At 56.2% G+C, this 14,662-nt stretch carries 18 protein-coding genes; 8 read left to right on the top strand and 10 right to left on the bottom strand.

Annotated features, from left to right (window positions below; translation table 11 throughout):
• Positions 1-12 precede the first annotated feature (12 nt).
• The 6 genes from EV660_RS05905 to EV660_RS05885 all read right to left on the bottom strand — a co-directional run bounded on the left by EV660_RS05905 (position 13) and on the right by EV660_RS05885 (position 4,572).
• Positions 13-411, bottom strand: coding sequence for a DUF4168 domain-containing protein (locus EV660_RS05905; protein WP_071480811.1), 399 nt, complete (start codon positions 409-411; stop codon positions 13-15).
• Positions 412-565: 154 nt separating this feature from the next.
• Entirely contained in the window at positions 566-1,750 is a 1,185-nt protein-coding gene (locus EV660_RS05900) for a vWA domain-containing protein (RefSeq protein ID WP_071480810.1), read from the bottom strand.
• 4 nt (positions 1,751-1,754) lie between these two features.
• Positions 1,755-1,919 (bottom strand): hypothetical protein, encoded by a 165-nt coding sequence (locus tag EV660_RS18580; protein WP_168800294.1) that lies wholly within the window; start codon positions 1,917-1,919, stop codon positions 1,755-1,757.
• Between the two features lie 16 nt (positions 1,920-1,935).
• Positions 1,936-3,285 (bottom strand): DUF2927 domain-containing protein, encoded by a 1,350-nt coding sequence (locus EV660_RS05895; protein ID WP_071480809.1) that lies wholly within the window; start codon positions 3,283-3,285, stop codon positions 1,936-1,938.
• On the bottom strand, positions 3,282-3,728 hold the full coding sequence (locus EV660_RS05890; RefSeq protein ID WP_071480808.1) for a GNAT family N-acetyltransferase: 447 nt from the start codon (positions 3,726-3,728) through the stop codon (positions 3,282-3,284). The genes EV660_RS05895 and EV660_RS05890 overlap by 4 nt, the downstream gene beginning before the upstream one ends.
• A 1-nt stretch (position 3,729) precedes the next feature.
• A complete protein-coding gene (locus EV660_RS05885) occupies positions 3,730-4,572 on the bottom strand; it encodes an AAA family ATPase (protein ID WP_071480807.1) in 843 nt (280 codons plus the stop codon).
• 244 nt (positions 4,573-4,816) lie between these two features.
• Here EV660_RS05885 and dksA point away from each other — a divergent pair, with 244 nt between their 5' ends.
• From dksA to EV660_RS05855, 6 genes are all read left to right on the top strand, one after another.
• On the top strand, positions 4,817-5,239 hold the full coding sequence (gene dksA, locus EV660_RS05880) for an RNA polymerase-binding protein DksA (protein ID WP_134047583.1): 423 nt from the start codon (positions 4,817-4,819) through the stop codon (positions 5,237-5,239).
• Between the two features lie 88 nt (positions 5,240-5,327).
• Entirely contained in the window at positions 5,328-6,494 is a 1,167-nt protein-coding gene (locus EV660_RS05875; protein ID WP_071480805.1) for an FAD-dependent monooxygenase, read from the top strand.
• A 63-nt stretch (positions 6,495-6,557) separates the two neighbouring features.
• Entirely contained in the window at positions 6,558-7,142 is a 585-nt protein-coding gene (locus EV660_RS05870) for a retropepsin-like aspartic protease family protein (protein WP_071480804.1), read from the top strand.
• A gap of 121 nt (positions 7,143-7,263) precedes the next feature.
• Positions 7,264-8,490 (top strand): tryptophan synthase subunit beta, encoded by a 1,227-nt coding sequence (trpB, locus tag EV660_RS05865; protein WP_071480803.1) that lies wholly within the window; start codon positions 7,264-7,266, stop codon positions 8,488-8,490.
• A gap of 459 nt (positions 8,491-8,949) precedes the next feature.
• Positions 8,950-9,204, top strand: coding sequence for a hypothetical protein (locus EV660_RS05860; protein ID WP_134013902.1), 255 nt, complete (start codon positions 8,950-8,952; stop codon positions 9,202-9,204).
• 65 nt (positions 9,205-9,269) lie between these two features.
• A complete protein-coding gene (locus tag EV660_RS05855) occupies positions 9,270-9,779 on the top strand; it encodes a helix-turn-helix transcriptional regulator (RefSeq protein ID WP_071482124.1) in 510 nt (169 codons plus the stop codon).
• A gap of 1 nt (position 9,780) precedes the next feature.
• On the opposite strand, the gene EV660_RS05850 is transcribed toward EV660_RS05855, so the two are convergent.
• From EV660_RS05850 to pth, 3 genes are read right to left on the bottom strand one after another with little or no spacing between them, the layout of a single operon-like run.
• Entirely contained in the window at positions 9,781-10,164 is a 384-nt protein-coding gene (locus EV660_RS05850; RefSeq protein WP_071480801.1) for a DUF2237 family protein, read from the bottom strand.
• 60 nt (positions 10,165-10,224) lie between these two features.
• A complete protein-coding gene (locus tag EV660_RS05845) occupies positions 10,225-11,262 on the bottom strand; it encodes a DUF2332 domain-containing protein (protein WP_071480800.1) in 1,038 nt (345 codons plus the stop codon).
• Complete coding sequence (pth, locus tag EV660_RS05840) at positions 11,259-11,945, bottom strand: aminoacyl-tRNA hydrolase (protein ID WP_071482123.1); 687 nt, start codon at positions 11,943-11,945, stop codon at positions 11,259-11,261. The genes EV660_RS05845 and pth overlap by 4 nt, the downstream gene beginning before the upstream one ends.
• 118 nt (positions 11,946-12,063) lie before the next feature.
• Between pth and hmuQ the strand changes: the two genes are divergently transcribed.
• Positions 12,064-12,393, top strand: a complete 330-nt coding sequence (hmuQ, locus tag EV660_RS05835) for a heme-degrading protein HmuQ (protein ID WP_071480799.1) — start codon at positions 12,064-12,066, stop codon at positions 12,391-12,393.
• 61 nt (positions 12,394-12,454) lie between these two features.
• Here the strand turns inward: hmuQ and EV660_RS05830 are convergent, their stop codons facing one another.
• Entirely contained in the window at positions 12,455-13,075 is a 621-nt protein-coding gene (locus EV660_RS05830; protein ID WP_071480798.1) for a 50S ribosomal protein L25/general stress protein Ctc, read from the bottom strand.
• A gap of 246 nt (positions 13,076-13,321) precedes the next feature.
• Between EV660_RS05830 and purB the strand changes: the two genes are divergently transcribed.
• Positions 13,322-14,629: an adenylosuccinate lyase gene (purB, locus tag EV660_RS05825; protein ID WP_071480797.1), complete on the top strand. Its 1,308-nt coding sequence runs from the start codon at positions 13,322-13,324 to the stop codon at positions 14,627-14,629.
• Positions 14,630-14,662 lie beyond the last annotated feature (33 nt).

Below are 14,662 nucleotides of genomic sequence, written 5' to 3'. Positions count from 1 at the left end.
AGAGGACCGCAATTATTCTTGACCAGCAGTTTCTGCAAAACGCGCGTCAATCTGTGCGGCAAGTTCCGGGTCAACTGTCGCCGCTTCACCGATTGCGATGTATTCGTCGACAGAAATATCTGGTGTGTTTTCCACAGCTTCCAGAATGGCCGCGTCAGCTTCCTGAACAATCGCCATTTGCTGTTCTTCGTCAGTCACGCCCTCTAGCTGCGCAATGTACGCCTCACGCGTCTCGGCGACGGCCAAGGCAGCAACGATGAACGCATCAATCTTGCCTTCTTCCATCGCAATCTCGGACCCTTCCACCTGCGCAGGGGCTTGCGCTTGTGCAGCAGCCTGAGAGGCCAGTACGGGTGTCATTGCCAGCCCGGCGGCGAGGATGGTGGTGCTCAGATAGCGTTTCAGTTCCATAATAATCTCCTGTTTTGGCAGCGATCAGGGCCTTGAGGGCCCGCGCGCTGTCTCATGACCTATGAGTGACAGTCTGCGGATGCAAATCAGGTAAGCGGAATTTTGCTTTTATGGGAGTTTTCTAGGCGCAAACGCATAGATGCTAAACCTGAAGTTAGCGCCCCAAATCTTTGATTCCTTGAGATAAACCGTCAAGTGTCATCGGCACCATGCGGCCCTCGAATATTTGGGAAATCATACCTATGGATTGCGTATAGCGCCAATGCGCTTCGGGGGTCGGATTGACCCAGAGATGATCGGGCCATTGACTGCGCGCGCGCTGCAACCACTGCTCGCCCGACTCTTCATTCCAATGTTCGTTCGCCCCACCTGGAATTTTTACCTCATAAGGCGACATGGCCGCATCGCCAACAAAGATGCATTTCCAGTCACTGCCATAGGTGCGCAACAAATCCCAGGTGGACATGCGTTCCGTCCAACGCCGGGCGTTGTCGCGCCAGACGAATTCATACAGGCAGTTGTGAAAATAATAATGCTCGAAATGTTTGAATTCGGACTTTGCAGCGCTGAAAAGTTCCTCCACCGCGCGGACATGGTCATCCATTGAGCCGCCAATATCTAGCAAAAGCAGAACCTTGACGGCGTTTCTTCGTTCCGGACGTGTGCGCACATCCAGCCAGCCCTGCTCGGCAGTGGACCGGATTGTTCCATCGAGGTCCAGTTCTTCCTGCGCACCGTCCCGCGCCCATTTGCGCAGGCGCTTCAAGGCAACCTTGATATTGCGTGTACCCAGTTCAACACTGTCATCAAGATTGCGAAACTCGCGCTTGTCCCAGACCTTGACCGCACGACGGTGGCGCGAACCCTCCTGGCCGATCCGCACCCCTTCGGGGTTATAGCCATATGCCCCAAAAGGCGATGTTCCTGCCGTGCCGACCCATTTATTCCCGCCCTGATGGCGGCCTTTTTGTTCCTCTAGCCGTTTTTTCAGTGTTTCCATCAGCTTGTCAAAGCCACCTAAAGCCTTGATCGCTTCGCGTTCTTCAGCGCTGAGGTGTTTTTCTGCCATCTTTTCAAGCCAGTCAGATGGCAAATCAACCGCATCAAGCACCTGCTCAAGGCTGAGCGCATCCATACCCTCGAAACTTTGCGCGAAAGCGCGGTCAAAGCGGTCAAGGTGGCGCTCGTCCTTTACCATGGTCATGCGCGCAAGATAGTAGAACCCCTCGACATCATAAGTCACCAGGCCCGCCTGTACCCCTTCCAGAAAGGCAAGAAACTCGCGCAGGGACACTGGCACAGCATGGTCGCGCAAACACTGGAAGAAATTCAGAAACATGGGTTTATAACAGCTTTTCCAGTCCGATTGTGATGAACAAACCCAACAGTCCGCCAACGATGACGCCCACAACACCATATTGCGCCATATCCTTGCGGTCGCCGCCGCGTTGCTTTGCGTTTCGTACGCCCCAAAGCGCGCCTGCAAGCATACCAATGATAACAATCATATCTTAAGCCCTTGATTTAGCGCTGGATAAGCGCCGTAATTTCCGCGCGCCGGTCCTCTGCCGCCTGTTTCGACCCAAAGCCGAACAAGGCATATGGCACAGCATCGGCGCGCAAGGTTTCTGCCTCTGCGTCGCGCCCCATACGCTCTAGCGCCTGTGCGCGCAACAGCATCAGCGATGACAAAAGCGCTCCATTCTCGCTTCGGCGGGCAGGCCCGCTTGCATTCTCCGTTAGGCGCAGAACGAGTGGATACTGTCCTGCAGCCAGCGCCTGCGCGGCCAGATGCATCTCGACATGCGCGCGCGGCACCTCTCCGCCCGGTCGGGCCGCATAGATCGACGCAGCACTAATCAACGCATCCAACGCTTCCTCGCCTTGGCCGGGGGGCGCGAAGCGCGCGGCCAGAAACAGGCTGAAGGCAAGGCGCTCGTCCTGCCAGCGTTCCTCTAGGGCGATCCGAAGCGCTGCTTGCGCAAAGGCGAAGCTGCGCCGCCGCGTGGGCGATGCAAGCGCGTTCTCAATCGCGTCAGTCCAGGCGCGTGGGGTGGGGACCGGGTCCAACCCGAATGCTTGGCTGGCCGCGCCGCGTGGATTGAGTTGGGCAAGAATGGCGGGCAATCGCGCGCCGACCTCGGCACGGGTCATGCCTGGGTGCAGGGACGGGTGGTTCCAGACTCGAAGGACAAGCATGTCAAAGCCTGTCAGAGTGGTCTGGAAATTGTCGTCATTCATGACCGTTTCCCCAATCCGGTACAGGTCATTCAATGGCCCCAATGCCTGTGCCACTTCCTCGTGCAGGCAATCGCGCATTTCCTGAACGGTCGCATCGGCAGGCGCGATCACAAGCGCCTTTTCACGTTCGGCAATTCGGGTCCAGTCCAGATGCTCTGCACGCGGTGCAGCGCGGAATTCCTGCCATGTGGAGACATTCGGTAAAACGAAACAAGACGCTTCGGGCACAAGCCTGCGCATCGTGTCGCGCGTCACGAACTCCACCGTAATCTGCGCCGCGCCGGTCACGCGACGAATATCCAGCCGCGCTTCGTTGCGCAAACGTGCAATCAGCCGGTCAGTTTCTATCTCTGCCAGCGGGGGAACCTGACCTGTCAGGCGCAGCGCGACCGGGCCTTCAAAACGCGAGAATTGCGGGATCACACGGCCGGATTCCAGCCGGAACCCAAGTTCAAGAATATCCTGCGCAATCTGTGCATTGCTGCGCGCAGGCGCATAAGGACGGGGCGCACCAAACAGCGCGGCCGAACTGATTGCGCGCGATTGCACGGACAGATCAACTTCCGGGCTGGTTGCGGGCATAGCGCAAGCTGACAGGGCCAGCATGGCAATCAGGGGTGCGGCGGCCCTCATTCTGGGCGCACATATTTGATGAACGGGGTCAAAACGCCGACCTGATCATAAAGCCTGCGCGCGGTCGCGTTGAAGTCCTGCGTGGTCCAATAGACGCCCGACACATTGCGCGCATCCGCTGCGGCATACACGGCCTCTATCAGGGCGCGCGCGACACCTTGCCCACGCGCCTGTGGGCTGGTGAACAGGTCTTGCAGATAGCAGATCCCCTCTGGCCGCCAGCAATGGGCATGGAACAGATAATGCACTAGCCCAACGGGCCGATCATCGACCAGCGCAAGCAGACCACTGGGGCTGTGAGCATCCTCCGCCAATAGCGCTGTGAAGGTCGCATCATAAATGGATTGCTCGAGCGGCGACTGGTAGTAGTCCAGATAGCCCGCCCATAGCTTTTCCCATTCAGCTTTATCTTCTATCCGTAAGTTTCTGATTACTATAGACATCTCAACGCCCCTGACGGCGTGCCATGAAGGCCAGCCGCTCGAACAAATGCACATCCTGTTCATTCTTTAGCAAGGCACCATGCAGTTTGGGCAGGGCATTTTGCCCATCACGTTTAAGATCCTCGGCGCTCAGATCCTCGGCCAGCAGCAGCTTCAACCAGTCCAGCACTTCCGAGGTTGACGGCTTTTTCTTCAGCCCGGGAGTTTCGCGCAACTCGCTGAACTGGGTCAGGGCCGCTGTCAGCAGTGCGGGTTTGATACCGGGAAAATGCACCTCGACAATGGCCTTGAGCGTTTCGGTATCGGGAAAACGAATGTAGTGGAAAAAGCACCTGCGCAAGAATGCGTCGGGCAAATCCTTCTCATTGTTCGACGTGATGATAACAATTGGCCGGTGGGTGGCGCGAATGGTTTCGCCTGTCTCATAGACAAAGAATTCCATCCGGTCGAGTTCCTGCAACAAATCGTTGGGGAATTCGATATCGGCCTTGTCAATCTCGTCAATCAGCAGAACAACGCGCTGCTCGGCTTCGAACGCTTGCCACAGCTTGCCCTTGCGGATGTAATTTTTCACATCATTCACACGTTCGTCGCCCAACTGACTGTCGCGCAGGCGCGACACGGCATCATACTCATACAATCCCTGTTGCGCGCGTGTGGTCGATTTGATGGACCATTCGATCATCGGCAGCCCAAGCGACGCCGAAACCTGTCTGGCAAGTTCGGTTTTGCCCGTGCCCGGTTCCCCTTTGACCAGCAGCGGGCGTTGCAAAGTCACGGCAGCATTCACTGCAATTTGCAACTCGTCACTCGCAATATAATCCTGGGTAGAGGTGAAGCGCATTCCAAACCTGCCTTGACTGGGTGTTGACGCGCAAAGAGTGCACGTTTTCTGGCAACTTAGCCTTTGACATTGACCACGACAAGCCAACTTGCTGTGCCATTCCAACCAATGGTGGCAAGAAACCGCGAAAGAGCGTGACATTCCCGAACGCATCCGTTATTCGGCCCGCGAGGGTGCGGGATATAGGTGATTAAAGATGTCTAACCTCAACACTTATGATCCTGCTGACACTGAGGAGCGGGGCATGAAACCAGAAACTTTCCTACCGGAAGACTACCGACCAGCTGAAGATGAACCCTTCATGAACGAGCGGCAGCTCGAATATTTTCGTCGTAAGCTGATCGTCTGGAAAGAAGATATCCTGAAAGGCAGTCAGGAAACACTTGCGGAACTGGCCAATTCCAGCAGAAACATCCCAGATGTTGCGGATCGCGCCTCGGAAGAAACAGATCGCGCGCTGGAATTGCGCACGCGCGACCGGCAGCGCAAGCTGATTTCCAAAATTGATGCTGCCCTGCGGCGCATTGAAAATGGCGAATTCGGCTATTGTGAAGCAACTGGCGAGCGCATCTCGCTCAAGCGACTGGATGCGCTCCCGATTGCCACAATGACACTGCAAGCACAGGAAATGCACGAGCGTAATGAACGTGTGCACCGCGACGACTAAAGGTCGCGCAGACCGGAACAGGTGAACATGATACGGAGGACACCGGATGCCACGCAGCATCCGGTGTCTTGCATTTCAAGGGGGGGCAATGAAACTAACAGGTCTTGAAGTGCTGGTTATCGGCGGTGGTGTTGCAGGGCTGGCAGTCTCGGCGGCCCTGAAGCAGCAGGGCGCGTCGGTTCTGGTGCTTGAACAGGCCGGGGGGTTTTTGGAAGTGGGCGCAGGCCTACAGATCAGCCCGAATGGCGCGCGGGTTATCCAGGCGCTGGGGCAGGGCGCATCACTCGAAGAACATGCCCTGCGCAGTGAGGCGGTCGTTTTGCGTGCAGCGCATGACGGCAAGCAGGTCTTGCGGTTGAATTTGCCAAAAGCCGGGGCCGAGTACCACCTGATCCACCGCGCTGACCTCATTTCGGTTTTGCAGGGCGCTTGCGACGGGATTGAGACGCGATTCGTTGCACAGGCCACCAGCGTTGACGCGCAAGGAACACGCCCCCAAGTTTCGCTGAGCACCGGCGAGGTTATTTCTGCCGATCTTGTTATCGGCGCAGATGGATTACACTCTGTCATGCGCCCGCATCTGCAAGATGACCCTGCGACACAGCCCTTTTTCACCGGGCAAGTCGCTTGGCGCGCGCTCGTGCCCTGCTCTGAGGAACACCCTGCACTGGCAGAGGTATTCATGGGGCCCGGGCGGCATCTTGTAAGCTACCCTCTGCGCGGCGGTCGGCTACGCAACATTGTGGCCGTCGAAGAACGCAAAACATGGGCGCAAGAGGGGTGGAACCACCCTGATGATCCGCAACATCTGAAACAAGCCTTTTCCGGCTTTGGCGGTCCGGTCCCGGCATGGCTGGAACAGGTTGAAAAACTGTGGCTTTGGGGTTTGTTTAGGCATAACGTGGCCGCAAAATGGCATCGCGGAAACTGCGCTATTCTTGGGGATGCAGCGCATCCAACTTTACCTTTCATGGCCCAAGGCGCAAATATGGCGTTGGAAGATGCCTATGTCCTTGCGCGCGAACTTGCACGCGCGCGCAGTATTTCGGACGGTCTGGTCGCATATCAGGCCGCGCGCCGCGACCGCGTGGTCCGCGTGGTTGAGGCTGCCAACCGCAATGCGCGCAACTACCACTTGCGCCCGCCCTTGGCGCAGTTTGCACATTTTGCGCTGCGTCTTTCCGGCAGGATCGTTCCGGATGCGCCATTGCGGCAATTTGCATGGATTTATGACCATGATGTCACGGAGGCGTGATAGAGCATGTTTTTACTGTAGTGGCACACCAAGTAGAGAGAGTGAACAAGCGGGGCGCGTGGCATGGATGCAGATCAGACAATGCGGTTGGTATATCTGGGTGTCTGGGGCACAGTGCTGATCAGCTATTTTCTGATCGCACGCACACAAAGCATCGGACAGAGCCTGCGTCAGTTGCTGCTTTGGGGGCTGATCTTCGTTGGCGTCGCAGCCGGATATGGGCTGTGGCAGGATGTGTCGCAACAAAGCAGTGTTTCGGTCACGGGCGAGGGGGCTGTGGTTTTGCGTGCCGGGCGCAATGGTCATTTTCATCTGGGATTGCAGGTAAACGGCACGCCGGTGGACTTTATCATCGACACGGGCGCATCTGATCTTGTCTTGTCACAGGAAGATGCCGCGCGTGTCGGGCTGGACCCTCAAAACCTGCCATATCTGGGGCAGGCGCGCACTGCGAACGGAATAGTCGGGCTTGCGCGTGTGACGCTGGATGAAGTGGCCCTTTTGCATGACGAGCTTGAAATCCGCGACACTCAGGTGCCTGCTTTCGTGAATGAGGGGGAACTGGATATCTCTCTTCTCGGGATGGGCTATCTACGCCGCTATGCGCGTATTTCCATCGAGGGCGACCGATTGATCCTTGAACGCTGAGGGCGGCGCGCAATTTGCCCTCTCAAGTCGGTGCTTGGCCTTGAAATGCCCGCCATTTCCCTTGTCTGAAGGCCCAACGGGCGCTAGGACAAGACAAACTTCAGACAAAGGACACAGCCTCATGCCCGACGACCTGATCAACTCTTTTATGACCGGCCCGGATGAGCAGGGCAGGTTCGGGATCTATGGCGGGCGCTTTGTCTCTGAGACATTGATGCCGCTGATCCTTGAGTTGGAAGCCGAATATGAGCGCGCCAAAACAGACGAGTCGTTCTGGGCGCAAATGGATGATTTGTGGAAGCATTATGTCGGCCGGCCGTCGCCGCTATATTACGCCGAGCGCCTGACCGAACATTGCGGTGGTGCGAAAATCTATCTGAAGCGTGACGAGTTGAACCATACCGGCGCGCATAAGATCAACAATGTGCTGGGGCAAATTCTGCTAGCCATGCGCATGGGCAAGACGCGCATCATCGCAGAAACCGGGGCAGGGCAGCACGGCGTTGCAACCGCCACTGTTTGCGCGCGATTCGGGTTGAAATGTATCGTTTACATGGGCGCGCATGATGTCGAGCGTCAGGCCCCCAACGTGTTCCGCATGAAGCTTCTGGGGGCCGAAGTGGTCCCTGTAAAATCTGGTCGCGGCACGCTGAAAGATGCAATGAATGATGCCTTGCGCGACTGGGTGACCAATGTGCGCGATACTTTCTATTGCATCGGCACGGTTGCGGGGCCGCATCCCTATCCGGCCATGGTGCGCGATTTCCAGTCGATCATCGGCAAGGAAACCCGCGAACAGATCATGGAACGCGAAGGCCGCCTGCCTGATACGATCATCGCGGCAATTGGCGGCGGGTCCAATGCAATGGGGCTGTTCTATCCGTTCCTTGATGACAAGGACGTGCGCATCATCGGGGTCGAAGCCGGGGGGCGCGGCGTTGATGACCGTATGGAACATTGCGCCAGCCTGACGGGCGGGCGTCCGGGTGTTTTGCACGGGAACAGGACATATTTACTGCAAGATGAGGATGGCCAGATTCTTGAAGGGCATTCCATTTCGGCGGGTCTGGACTATCCGGGGATCGGGCCTGAACATGCCTGGCTGAAGGATGTCGGGCGCGCAGAATATGTCTCAATCACGGATGACGAAGCATTGAGCGCGTTTCAGACCTGCTGTGCGCAGGAGGGAATCATCCCGGCCCTAGAGCCAAGCCATGCGCTGGCCCATGTGTTGAAAATAGCGCCTGAATTGCCGAAAGATCATTTGCTGGTGATGAACATGTGCGGGCGTGGCGACAAGGACATTTTCACGGTTGCCAAGCATCTGGGCTTCGATATGGGCGCATAAACTAAGGTTTATAGGCCCGATTTAAACGGATTCTCGATGGATTTCGCAGCGCGACATCTGTAACCATGCATTACGGGGTTCTGAGCTATCTTCAGAGCTACCGTTTTGTGTAAGCGATTATCTGGTTCGAGCGTTTTTTTAGCTCGTTTGTGCGGAGATTTGATTTGAGTAACGATTTATAAGCATTCTTGTGAAAAGCTCCGAATTAACCCGCGTTGAAGTTGGTCGATCAATTATTTCAGATCGGACATGCGTTGACCGGGCCAGAAGTGTAAATGGTATCAAATGTACAGCGCATCCCGCGAAATTACGCGCGGGATGCGCATGTTTGTTTTTGTGATTGTTGAAGTAAAGGGCTTCTAAATGAAGCGATGGGCGCGGTATGTCATCGTTCTTGGCGCATTTTTTCTTTCCTCTTTCGCTCCGCTGCATGCATCGGAACAACGTGTCACATCAGAAATGATAAAAGTGGCCCTGAACCGGCAGGGCTTTGAGGTCGTATCCGAGACGGCGACCCTGCTAGGCCGCGTCCGGTTTGTCGCAGTCAATGATCTGATATGGCGAGAGGTCATTCTTGATCTGTCTACAGGACAGATCATCCGCGATTACGCGGTTGAATTCAGCCCGACAGGCCCACCCGTCCTGGAGAAAGACCAGATGCCCCGCGGCGGCACCGTGCTGGACCGTGGCGCCTTTCCTTATTTGGTGAACTAGTATGCATGTGGTCACCCGATTGGCTTTGCCCGTATTTCGCAGGTCTTCTGAAAAAGAGGCACATTGTGAAGTATAGGAAAATCACATGGCTGCTGGTTCTGATTCAGGTGGTTGGCGCATTGCTCTTTATCGGCGATATTGCACTGTCAGTCACGAGGGTTGAACGCCAGCCGGTTGATTGGCGGCTGCGAGAGGCAATGGAAATAGGTGCAGCACTGGCCTTGATGATCGGCTTGTTGATGACGGGCGTTTTACTGATGCAGGCCCAGCGCGTTCTGGGAAAGGCAGAAGCACAAATGCACCGTGCGAGCAGCGCCTTTATGGAAATCGTCGAAGAAAGCTTTGGGACATGGTCGCTGACCCCGGCAGAGCGTGATGTTGCGCTACTGGTGCTCAAGGGATTTTCGACACAGGAGATTGCAGGGTTTCGCAACACATCCGAAGGCACTGTAAAGGCGCAGACGAATGCCATCTACCGCAAGGCGGGCGTCACTGGCCGGGGGCAGTTGATGAGCATTTTTATTGACGACTTGATGCACGAACCTGACGAGCACAAATCTGAACCACAACAATAGGTTATTCGATATCAGCGGCGTAGCGTTTCAGGACATCGAGTGGGACCAGATCCAATGTCCTTTGATGTGTGCTTTTCAGCAGCACTCGCGGCGCGACCCCTTCGTGATGCGCCTGCAAGAACCTTGCGGCGCACAGGCACCACTGATCGCCGGGTTTCAGGCCATGAAAGCCGTATTCAGGACGTGGGGTTGAAAGATCGTTTCCCAGATACTTGGAGAAGGCGAGGAACTCGGCAGTCATCAAGGCACAAACAGTGTGCCGTCCGGTGTCTTCGGCACATGTATCACAACGACCATTACGGAAAAATCCCGTCACCGGATCGCGGGAACATATGTTCAGCCGGCCACCCAGAACATTCACTGACGGTTCCCAATTACTGTCCATCTGCCCCCTAAAATCGTGTTGTTGTGGACAGTTAACCACTATGCGACCGAAATCCAGTGCCTATGGGGCAGGGGCTTTCCAATCAACCCAACGGCCGTGAAAATCTGCACGTCCCAGATCAAACCGTCGATCTTCGGGCCACAGATGCAGGGTAAGGGCTGCGCCAGGCCCGTTACCGTCATCCTCCATCGATAAATGGGCGAGTGGTTCATCCGCGCGGCACCGCGAACCTGCGCGCGCCAGCATTGCCAATCCGCGTGCCTGATCTTCAGGGCTGAAGTATTGCCAGGTGATTGTGTGATACACCAGATGAATGGCTTGGGGAATGGGCCGCGCCAATCGCGCCTCCAGCCAGTCTATCGCATTGGCGCGCGCAATCTCTGGCCTCCTTTCCTGAGCCAGATCAAGGGCGCGTATTGTGTTTTCAAGGCGCGCCGGTTGATCGGGCCAGATATAGGCCAAAAGGCGCAATCGATCAGATCCCGGGTCCAGTGGGTTGAGGTCAACACCTGCACGCGCACGGATCACAGGTATTACCGGTTCGGGCAGGTCGCCGCTCCAGGCAGGTGTTAGCAACACAGATCTGTCTTTGGCACCAAATCGGCTTTCGCCGATTTCAAGTGTGTAGCTGTCCCATAACAGATTCAATCCTGCGGCGCTTCCCAGCTCTGACAAGACAAGCGGCAGTTTAAATCGCGCACTTAGCCAATGCGCCGTCGCAATCAACACCGCTGATCTGCGCAATTCGTTTGTTTGCGGCGCACGCTCCAGTGTCTGGAGAATTTCAGCGCCATGCAGCCGCATCGCCGCATCTACAATACGCCATAACTGGCTGTCCGTGGCAGCGTCAGGCTTTTCATACAGGCGCGCGAGCATCGGGGCCTGGCCGGAAAGAACCAGATAGTGCAAGGCACCGGTCAGGCGCAGGGCGGCGGCATCAGGGCCAAGCCGATCTGCGGGCCAGTTCAGCAGGCGATCCGCGACCGCGCTGCCGGGGGCCAACTTCTCAGCAAGAATACTTAACATGCGCGACATGAATGGAGAACCAAGCGCAGCGCAGGCTGTGGCCTGTGCGCGGGCATGTTCGCGAAAACTCACCGAAACTTATCCATCAGTTTTTGCAAGGGGCTGCGTGGGTCATCCTGCTGGGTGGTTTCCGATGGGGCAGGGGCAGGCTTTGCAGGTTTTGGGGCAGGGGGGCTGGGTTTGCGCGACGGGGCCGCGCGAAGGGCTACCGCATTGCTGAACCGCGCGCCATCACCTTTGGCAAGCGCCTCTGCCCCGTCGGCGATGCCGCGCATCAGGTCGTCCAGCCATTGCTGGTCCGATTTGGCAAAATCCGACAAGACATAGGGTGCCACACGATCCTTGTGGCCGGGGTGGCCAATACCAAGGCGCACGCGCGCATAATCCGGCCCGATATGCGCATGGAGAGAGCGCAGACCATTATGGCCAGCATGCCCGCCGCCTTGCTTCAGGCGCAGTTTGCCGGGTGCAAGGTCAAGTTCATCATGAAAGACAACAAGATCGGAAGGGGTAAGCTGGTAAAAGCGCATCGCTTCGCCCACGGCCTGCCCGGACAGGTTCATGAATGTCATTGGCTTCAACAGGGCGACTTTCTCATCCCCCAACCTGCCTTGGCAGATCTGGCCCTGAAACTTGGTCTGCCACGATCCAAAGCCATGTTCATCCGCAATCCTGTCAAGCGCCATGAAGCCGATATTGTGGCGATTACCGGCGTATTTGGCGCCCGGATTGCCAAGGCCCACAAAAAGTTTCATGGCCAGATCCTTTCTTGTTTGGCGCGCACAATAGTGAAAGCGGTTCGAAGTGAAAAGCGCCTGCTTGCACCTGAAAAACACCGGGTTACAGTGTCGTGATAGATGAACAGGGGGCAAAATGTATCTGACAATCAACCGCTTCAAGGTGCGACCCGGACAGGAAGCCGCGTTCGAGGAGATCTGGACATCGCGCGAAAGCAAATTGCCGGAACTAGATGGTTTTATCGAATTCCATTTGTTCCGTGGCGCCACTGGCGATGACGCAACAATCTATCTGTCGCACACCCTGTGGCGTGACAAGGCTGCCTTTGACGGATGGGCAAAGTCGCAAAATTTCCGCGGCTCTCACAAGGGCGTTCGCGAACATTCCGAGATTTATCTTGGCCCGCCGGAACTGGAGATTTACGATTCTGTCCAGTGCATTTCAGGCAAGCGCAACGCAGGGTAGGGCGCATGGAAAAGGGGCGCCCCGCAAGGCGCCCCGTCTATTGTCAGCACAGGGCACGCGCTTATTCTTCTGTCGCGGCCTCGGCGTCTTCGTCATCATCAGCCGCAGCCAGCGCACGCGGTGCAGCGATATTTGCAATCACGAAGTCACGATCGATTGTCGGCTTGGTGCCTTCGGGCAAGGTGATCGCCGAAATGGTGATGGTTTCACCAATCTTGCGACCTTCAAGGTCAACCACCAGCTTTTCTGGAATGTCACCTGCCAGCACGTTCAGTTCGACTTCAGGGCGGACAACAGTCAATGTGCCGCCGCGCTTGATGCCAACACATTTGTCAGCATTGACGAATTCAACCGGAATAAACAGGTTGATCCGGCTTGTCCGGCGCAGGCGCATCAGGTCAACGTGAGTGGGCAAGCCTTTTACGACATCCCGCTGCACACCGCGACAGATCACGCGCACATCTTCCTGACCTTCAACCTTCAGGTTGAACAGCGTCGACAGGAAGCGGCCTGCCTTCAGCTTGGCAATCAGGTAGTTGTATTTGAAGTTTACGGGCAGCGGGTCTGCGCCGCCACCATAGACAATACCGGGTACGAGATGCTCACGACGAGCTTGACGAGCGGCCCCCTTGCCTGTCCCCGTCCGCACCTCGGCGTCAAGATCTGGAATCTCACCAGCCATATTCGTGTTCCTTTTCACAAGATCAAAAGCCCGCCTCCAAGGGTGCGGGCTGCAAGTAGGGGCGCTATAGGCGAGATTGGCCAGTTTGGAAAGGCCAAAAGTGCAGCGTCAGGGCAACTGATAGCTCAACACTTAAAGCCCATAATCAGTATTATGTTAACCAAATGTATAGCGACACCGCCAGCTTGCGACTTGTATAGCAAGGCGTTATCAGGCGCACGAGAAGCTTTATAAAGGTTTGGCCCAATGATCCCGCGTTATTCCCGCCCTGACATGGTTGCTATCTGGTCACCGGAAACGAAATTCCGCATCTGGTACGAGATTGAGGCCCATGCCTGTGATGCACAAGCCGAACTTGGTGTTATCCCAAAAGACAGCGCCGCCGCTGTCTGGAAAGCCAAGGATGTCGAATTCGATGTGGCGCGCATTGACGAGATTGAAGCCGTTACCAAACATGACGTCATCGCCTTTCTGACACATCTGGCGGAAATTATCGGCAATGACGAAGCGCGCTTTGTGCATCAGGGCATGACCAGCTCTGACGTGCTGGATACGACCTTCAATGTTCAGCTGGTGCGCGCCGCTGATCTTTTGCTTGCAGATATTGATGCGTTGCTTGCTGCCTTGGAACGCCGCGCGATGGAGCATAAGTTCACCATCCGCATGGGCCGCAGCCACGGAATTCACGCTGAACCGACGACAATGGGCCTGACATTCGCGCGCTTCCATGCCGAGATGAAGCGCAATCGTGACCGACTTGCTGCCGCCCGCGCCGAAGTTGCGACGGGTGCCATATCCGGCGCAGTCGGCACTTTTGCCAATATCGACCCCTTCGTGGAGGCACATGTTTGCGCCCAGATGGGATTGCAGCCCGAGCCGATCAGCACACAGGTCATCCCGCGCGACCGCCATGCCATGTTCTTTGCGACGCTTGGTGTGATCGCTTCAAGCATCGAGAATATTGCTATTGAAATCAGGCATATGCAGCGCACAGAGGTGCTGGAGGCTGAAGAGTTTTTCTCGAAGGGTCAGAAAGGCTCCAGCGCGATGCCGCACAAACGCAACCCGGTTCTGACCGAAAACCTGACGGGACTGGCGCGTCTGGTGCGAATGGCCGTGATCCCGGCAATGGAGAATGTCGCCCTGTGGCATGAACGCGACATCTCGCATTCCTCGGTCGAGCGGATGATCGGTCCGGATGCAACAATCACGCTGGATTTCGCCCTGGCCCGCCTGACGGGTGTCATCGACAAGCTGGTTGTCTACCCTGACAACATGATCGCCAATATGAACAAGTTTCGCGGCCTGATCCATTCGCAGCGTGTGCTGCTGGCATTGACACAATCTGGGGTCAGTCGGGAAAACGCCTATGCGCTGGTTCAGCGCAACGCCATGAAGGTATGGGAACAAGGCGCTGATTTTCTAGAAGAATTGCTTGGCGATGCCGAAGTGCGCGCGGCCATGGGCGAAGATGAAATACGCTCAAAATTTGATCTTGAATATCATACAAAGCATGTCGAGACGATTTTTGCGCGGGTTTTTGGCAGAAAATAACTATGGCGCCATTGTTTTCGCAAGAATCGTGCT

This window comes from Roseinatronobacter bogoriensis DSM 18756 (assembly GCF_004366635.1).
GTDB lineage: Bacteria > Pseudomonadota > Alphaproteobacteria > Rhodobacterales > Rhodobacteraceae > Roseinatronobacter > Roseinatronobacter bogoriensis.
The sequence above is the reverse complement of the archived record's forward strand: the minus strand, read 5'-3'. Positions and strand labels throughout refer to the sequence as shown.

Excerpts from the sequence above, each read along its gene's own strand:
- EV660_RS05905 (WP_071480811.1), bottom strand. The coding sequence starts at position 411 with ATGGAACTGAAACGCTATCTGAGCACCACCATCCTCGCCGCCGGGCTG.
- EV660_RS05900 (WP_071480810.1), bottom strand. The coding sequence starts at position 1,750 with ATGTTTCTGAATTTCTTCCAGTGTTTGCGCGACCATGCTGTGCCAGTG.
- EV660_RS18580 (WP_168800294.1), bottom strand. The coding sequence starts at position 1,919 with ATGATTGTTATCATTGGTATGCTTGCAGGCGCGCTTTGGGGCGTACGA.
- EV660_RS05895 (WP_071480809.1), bottom strand. The coding sequence starts at position 3,285 with ATGAGGGCCGCCGCACCCCTGATTGCCATGCTGGCCCTGTCAGCTTGC.
- EV660_RS05890 (WP_071480808.1), bottom strand. The coding sequence starts at position 3,728 with ATGTCTATAGTAATCAGAAACTTACGGATAGAAGATAAAGCTGAATGG.
- EV660_RS05885 (WP_071480807.1), bottom strand. The coding sequence starts at position 4,572 with ATGCGCTTCACCTCTACCCAGGATTATATTGCGAGTGACGAGTTGCAA.
- dksA (WP_134047583.1), top strand. The coding sequence starts at position 4,817 with ATGAAACCAGAAACTTTCCTACCGGAAGACTACCGACCAGCTGAAGAT.
- EV660_RS05875 (WP_071480805.1), top strand. The coding sequence starts at position 5,328 with ATGAAACTAACAGGTCTTGAAGTGCTGGTTATCGGCGGTGGTGTTGCA.
- EV660_RS05870 (WP_071480804.1), top strand. The coding sequence starts at position 6,558 with ATGGATGCAGATCAGACAATGCGGTTGGTATATCTGGGTGTCTGGGGC.
- trpB (WP_071480803.1), top strand. The coding sequence starts at position 7,264 with ATGCCCGACGACCTGATCAACTCTTTTATGACCGGCCCGGATGAGCAG.
- EV660_RS05860 (WP_134013902.1), top strand. The coding sequence starts at position 8,950 with ATGATAAAAGTGGCCCTGAACCGGCAGGGCTTTGAGGTCGTATCCGAG.
- EV660_RS05850 (WP_071480801.1), bottom strand. The coding sequence starts at position 10,164 with ATGGACAGTAATTGGGAACCGTCAGTGAATGTTCTGGGTGGCCGGCTG.
- pth (WP_071482123.1), bottom strand. The coding sequence starts at position 11,945 with ATGAAACTTTTTGTGGGCCTTGGCAATCCGGGCGCCAAATACGCCGGT.
- hmuQ (WP_071480799.1), top strand. The coding sequence starts at position 12,064 with ATGTATCTGACAATCAACCGCTTCAAGGTGCGACCCGGACAGGAAGCC.
- EV660_RS05830 (WP_071480798.1), bottom strand. The coding sequence starts at position 13,075 with ATGGCTGGTGAGATTCCAGATCTTGACGCCGAGGTGCGGACGGGGACA.
- purB (WP_071480797.1), top strand. The coding sequence starts at position 13,322 with ATGATCCCGCGTTATTCCCGCCCTGACATGGTTGCTATCTGGTCACCG.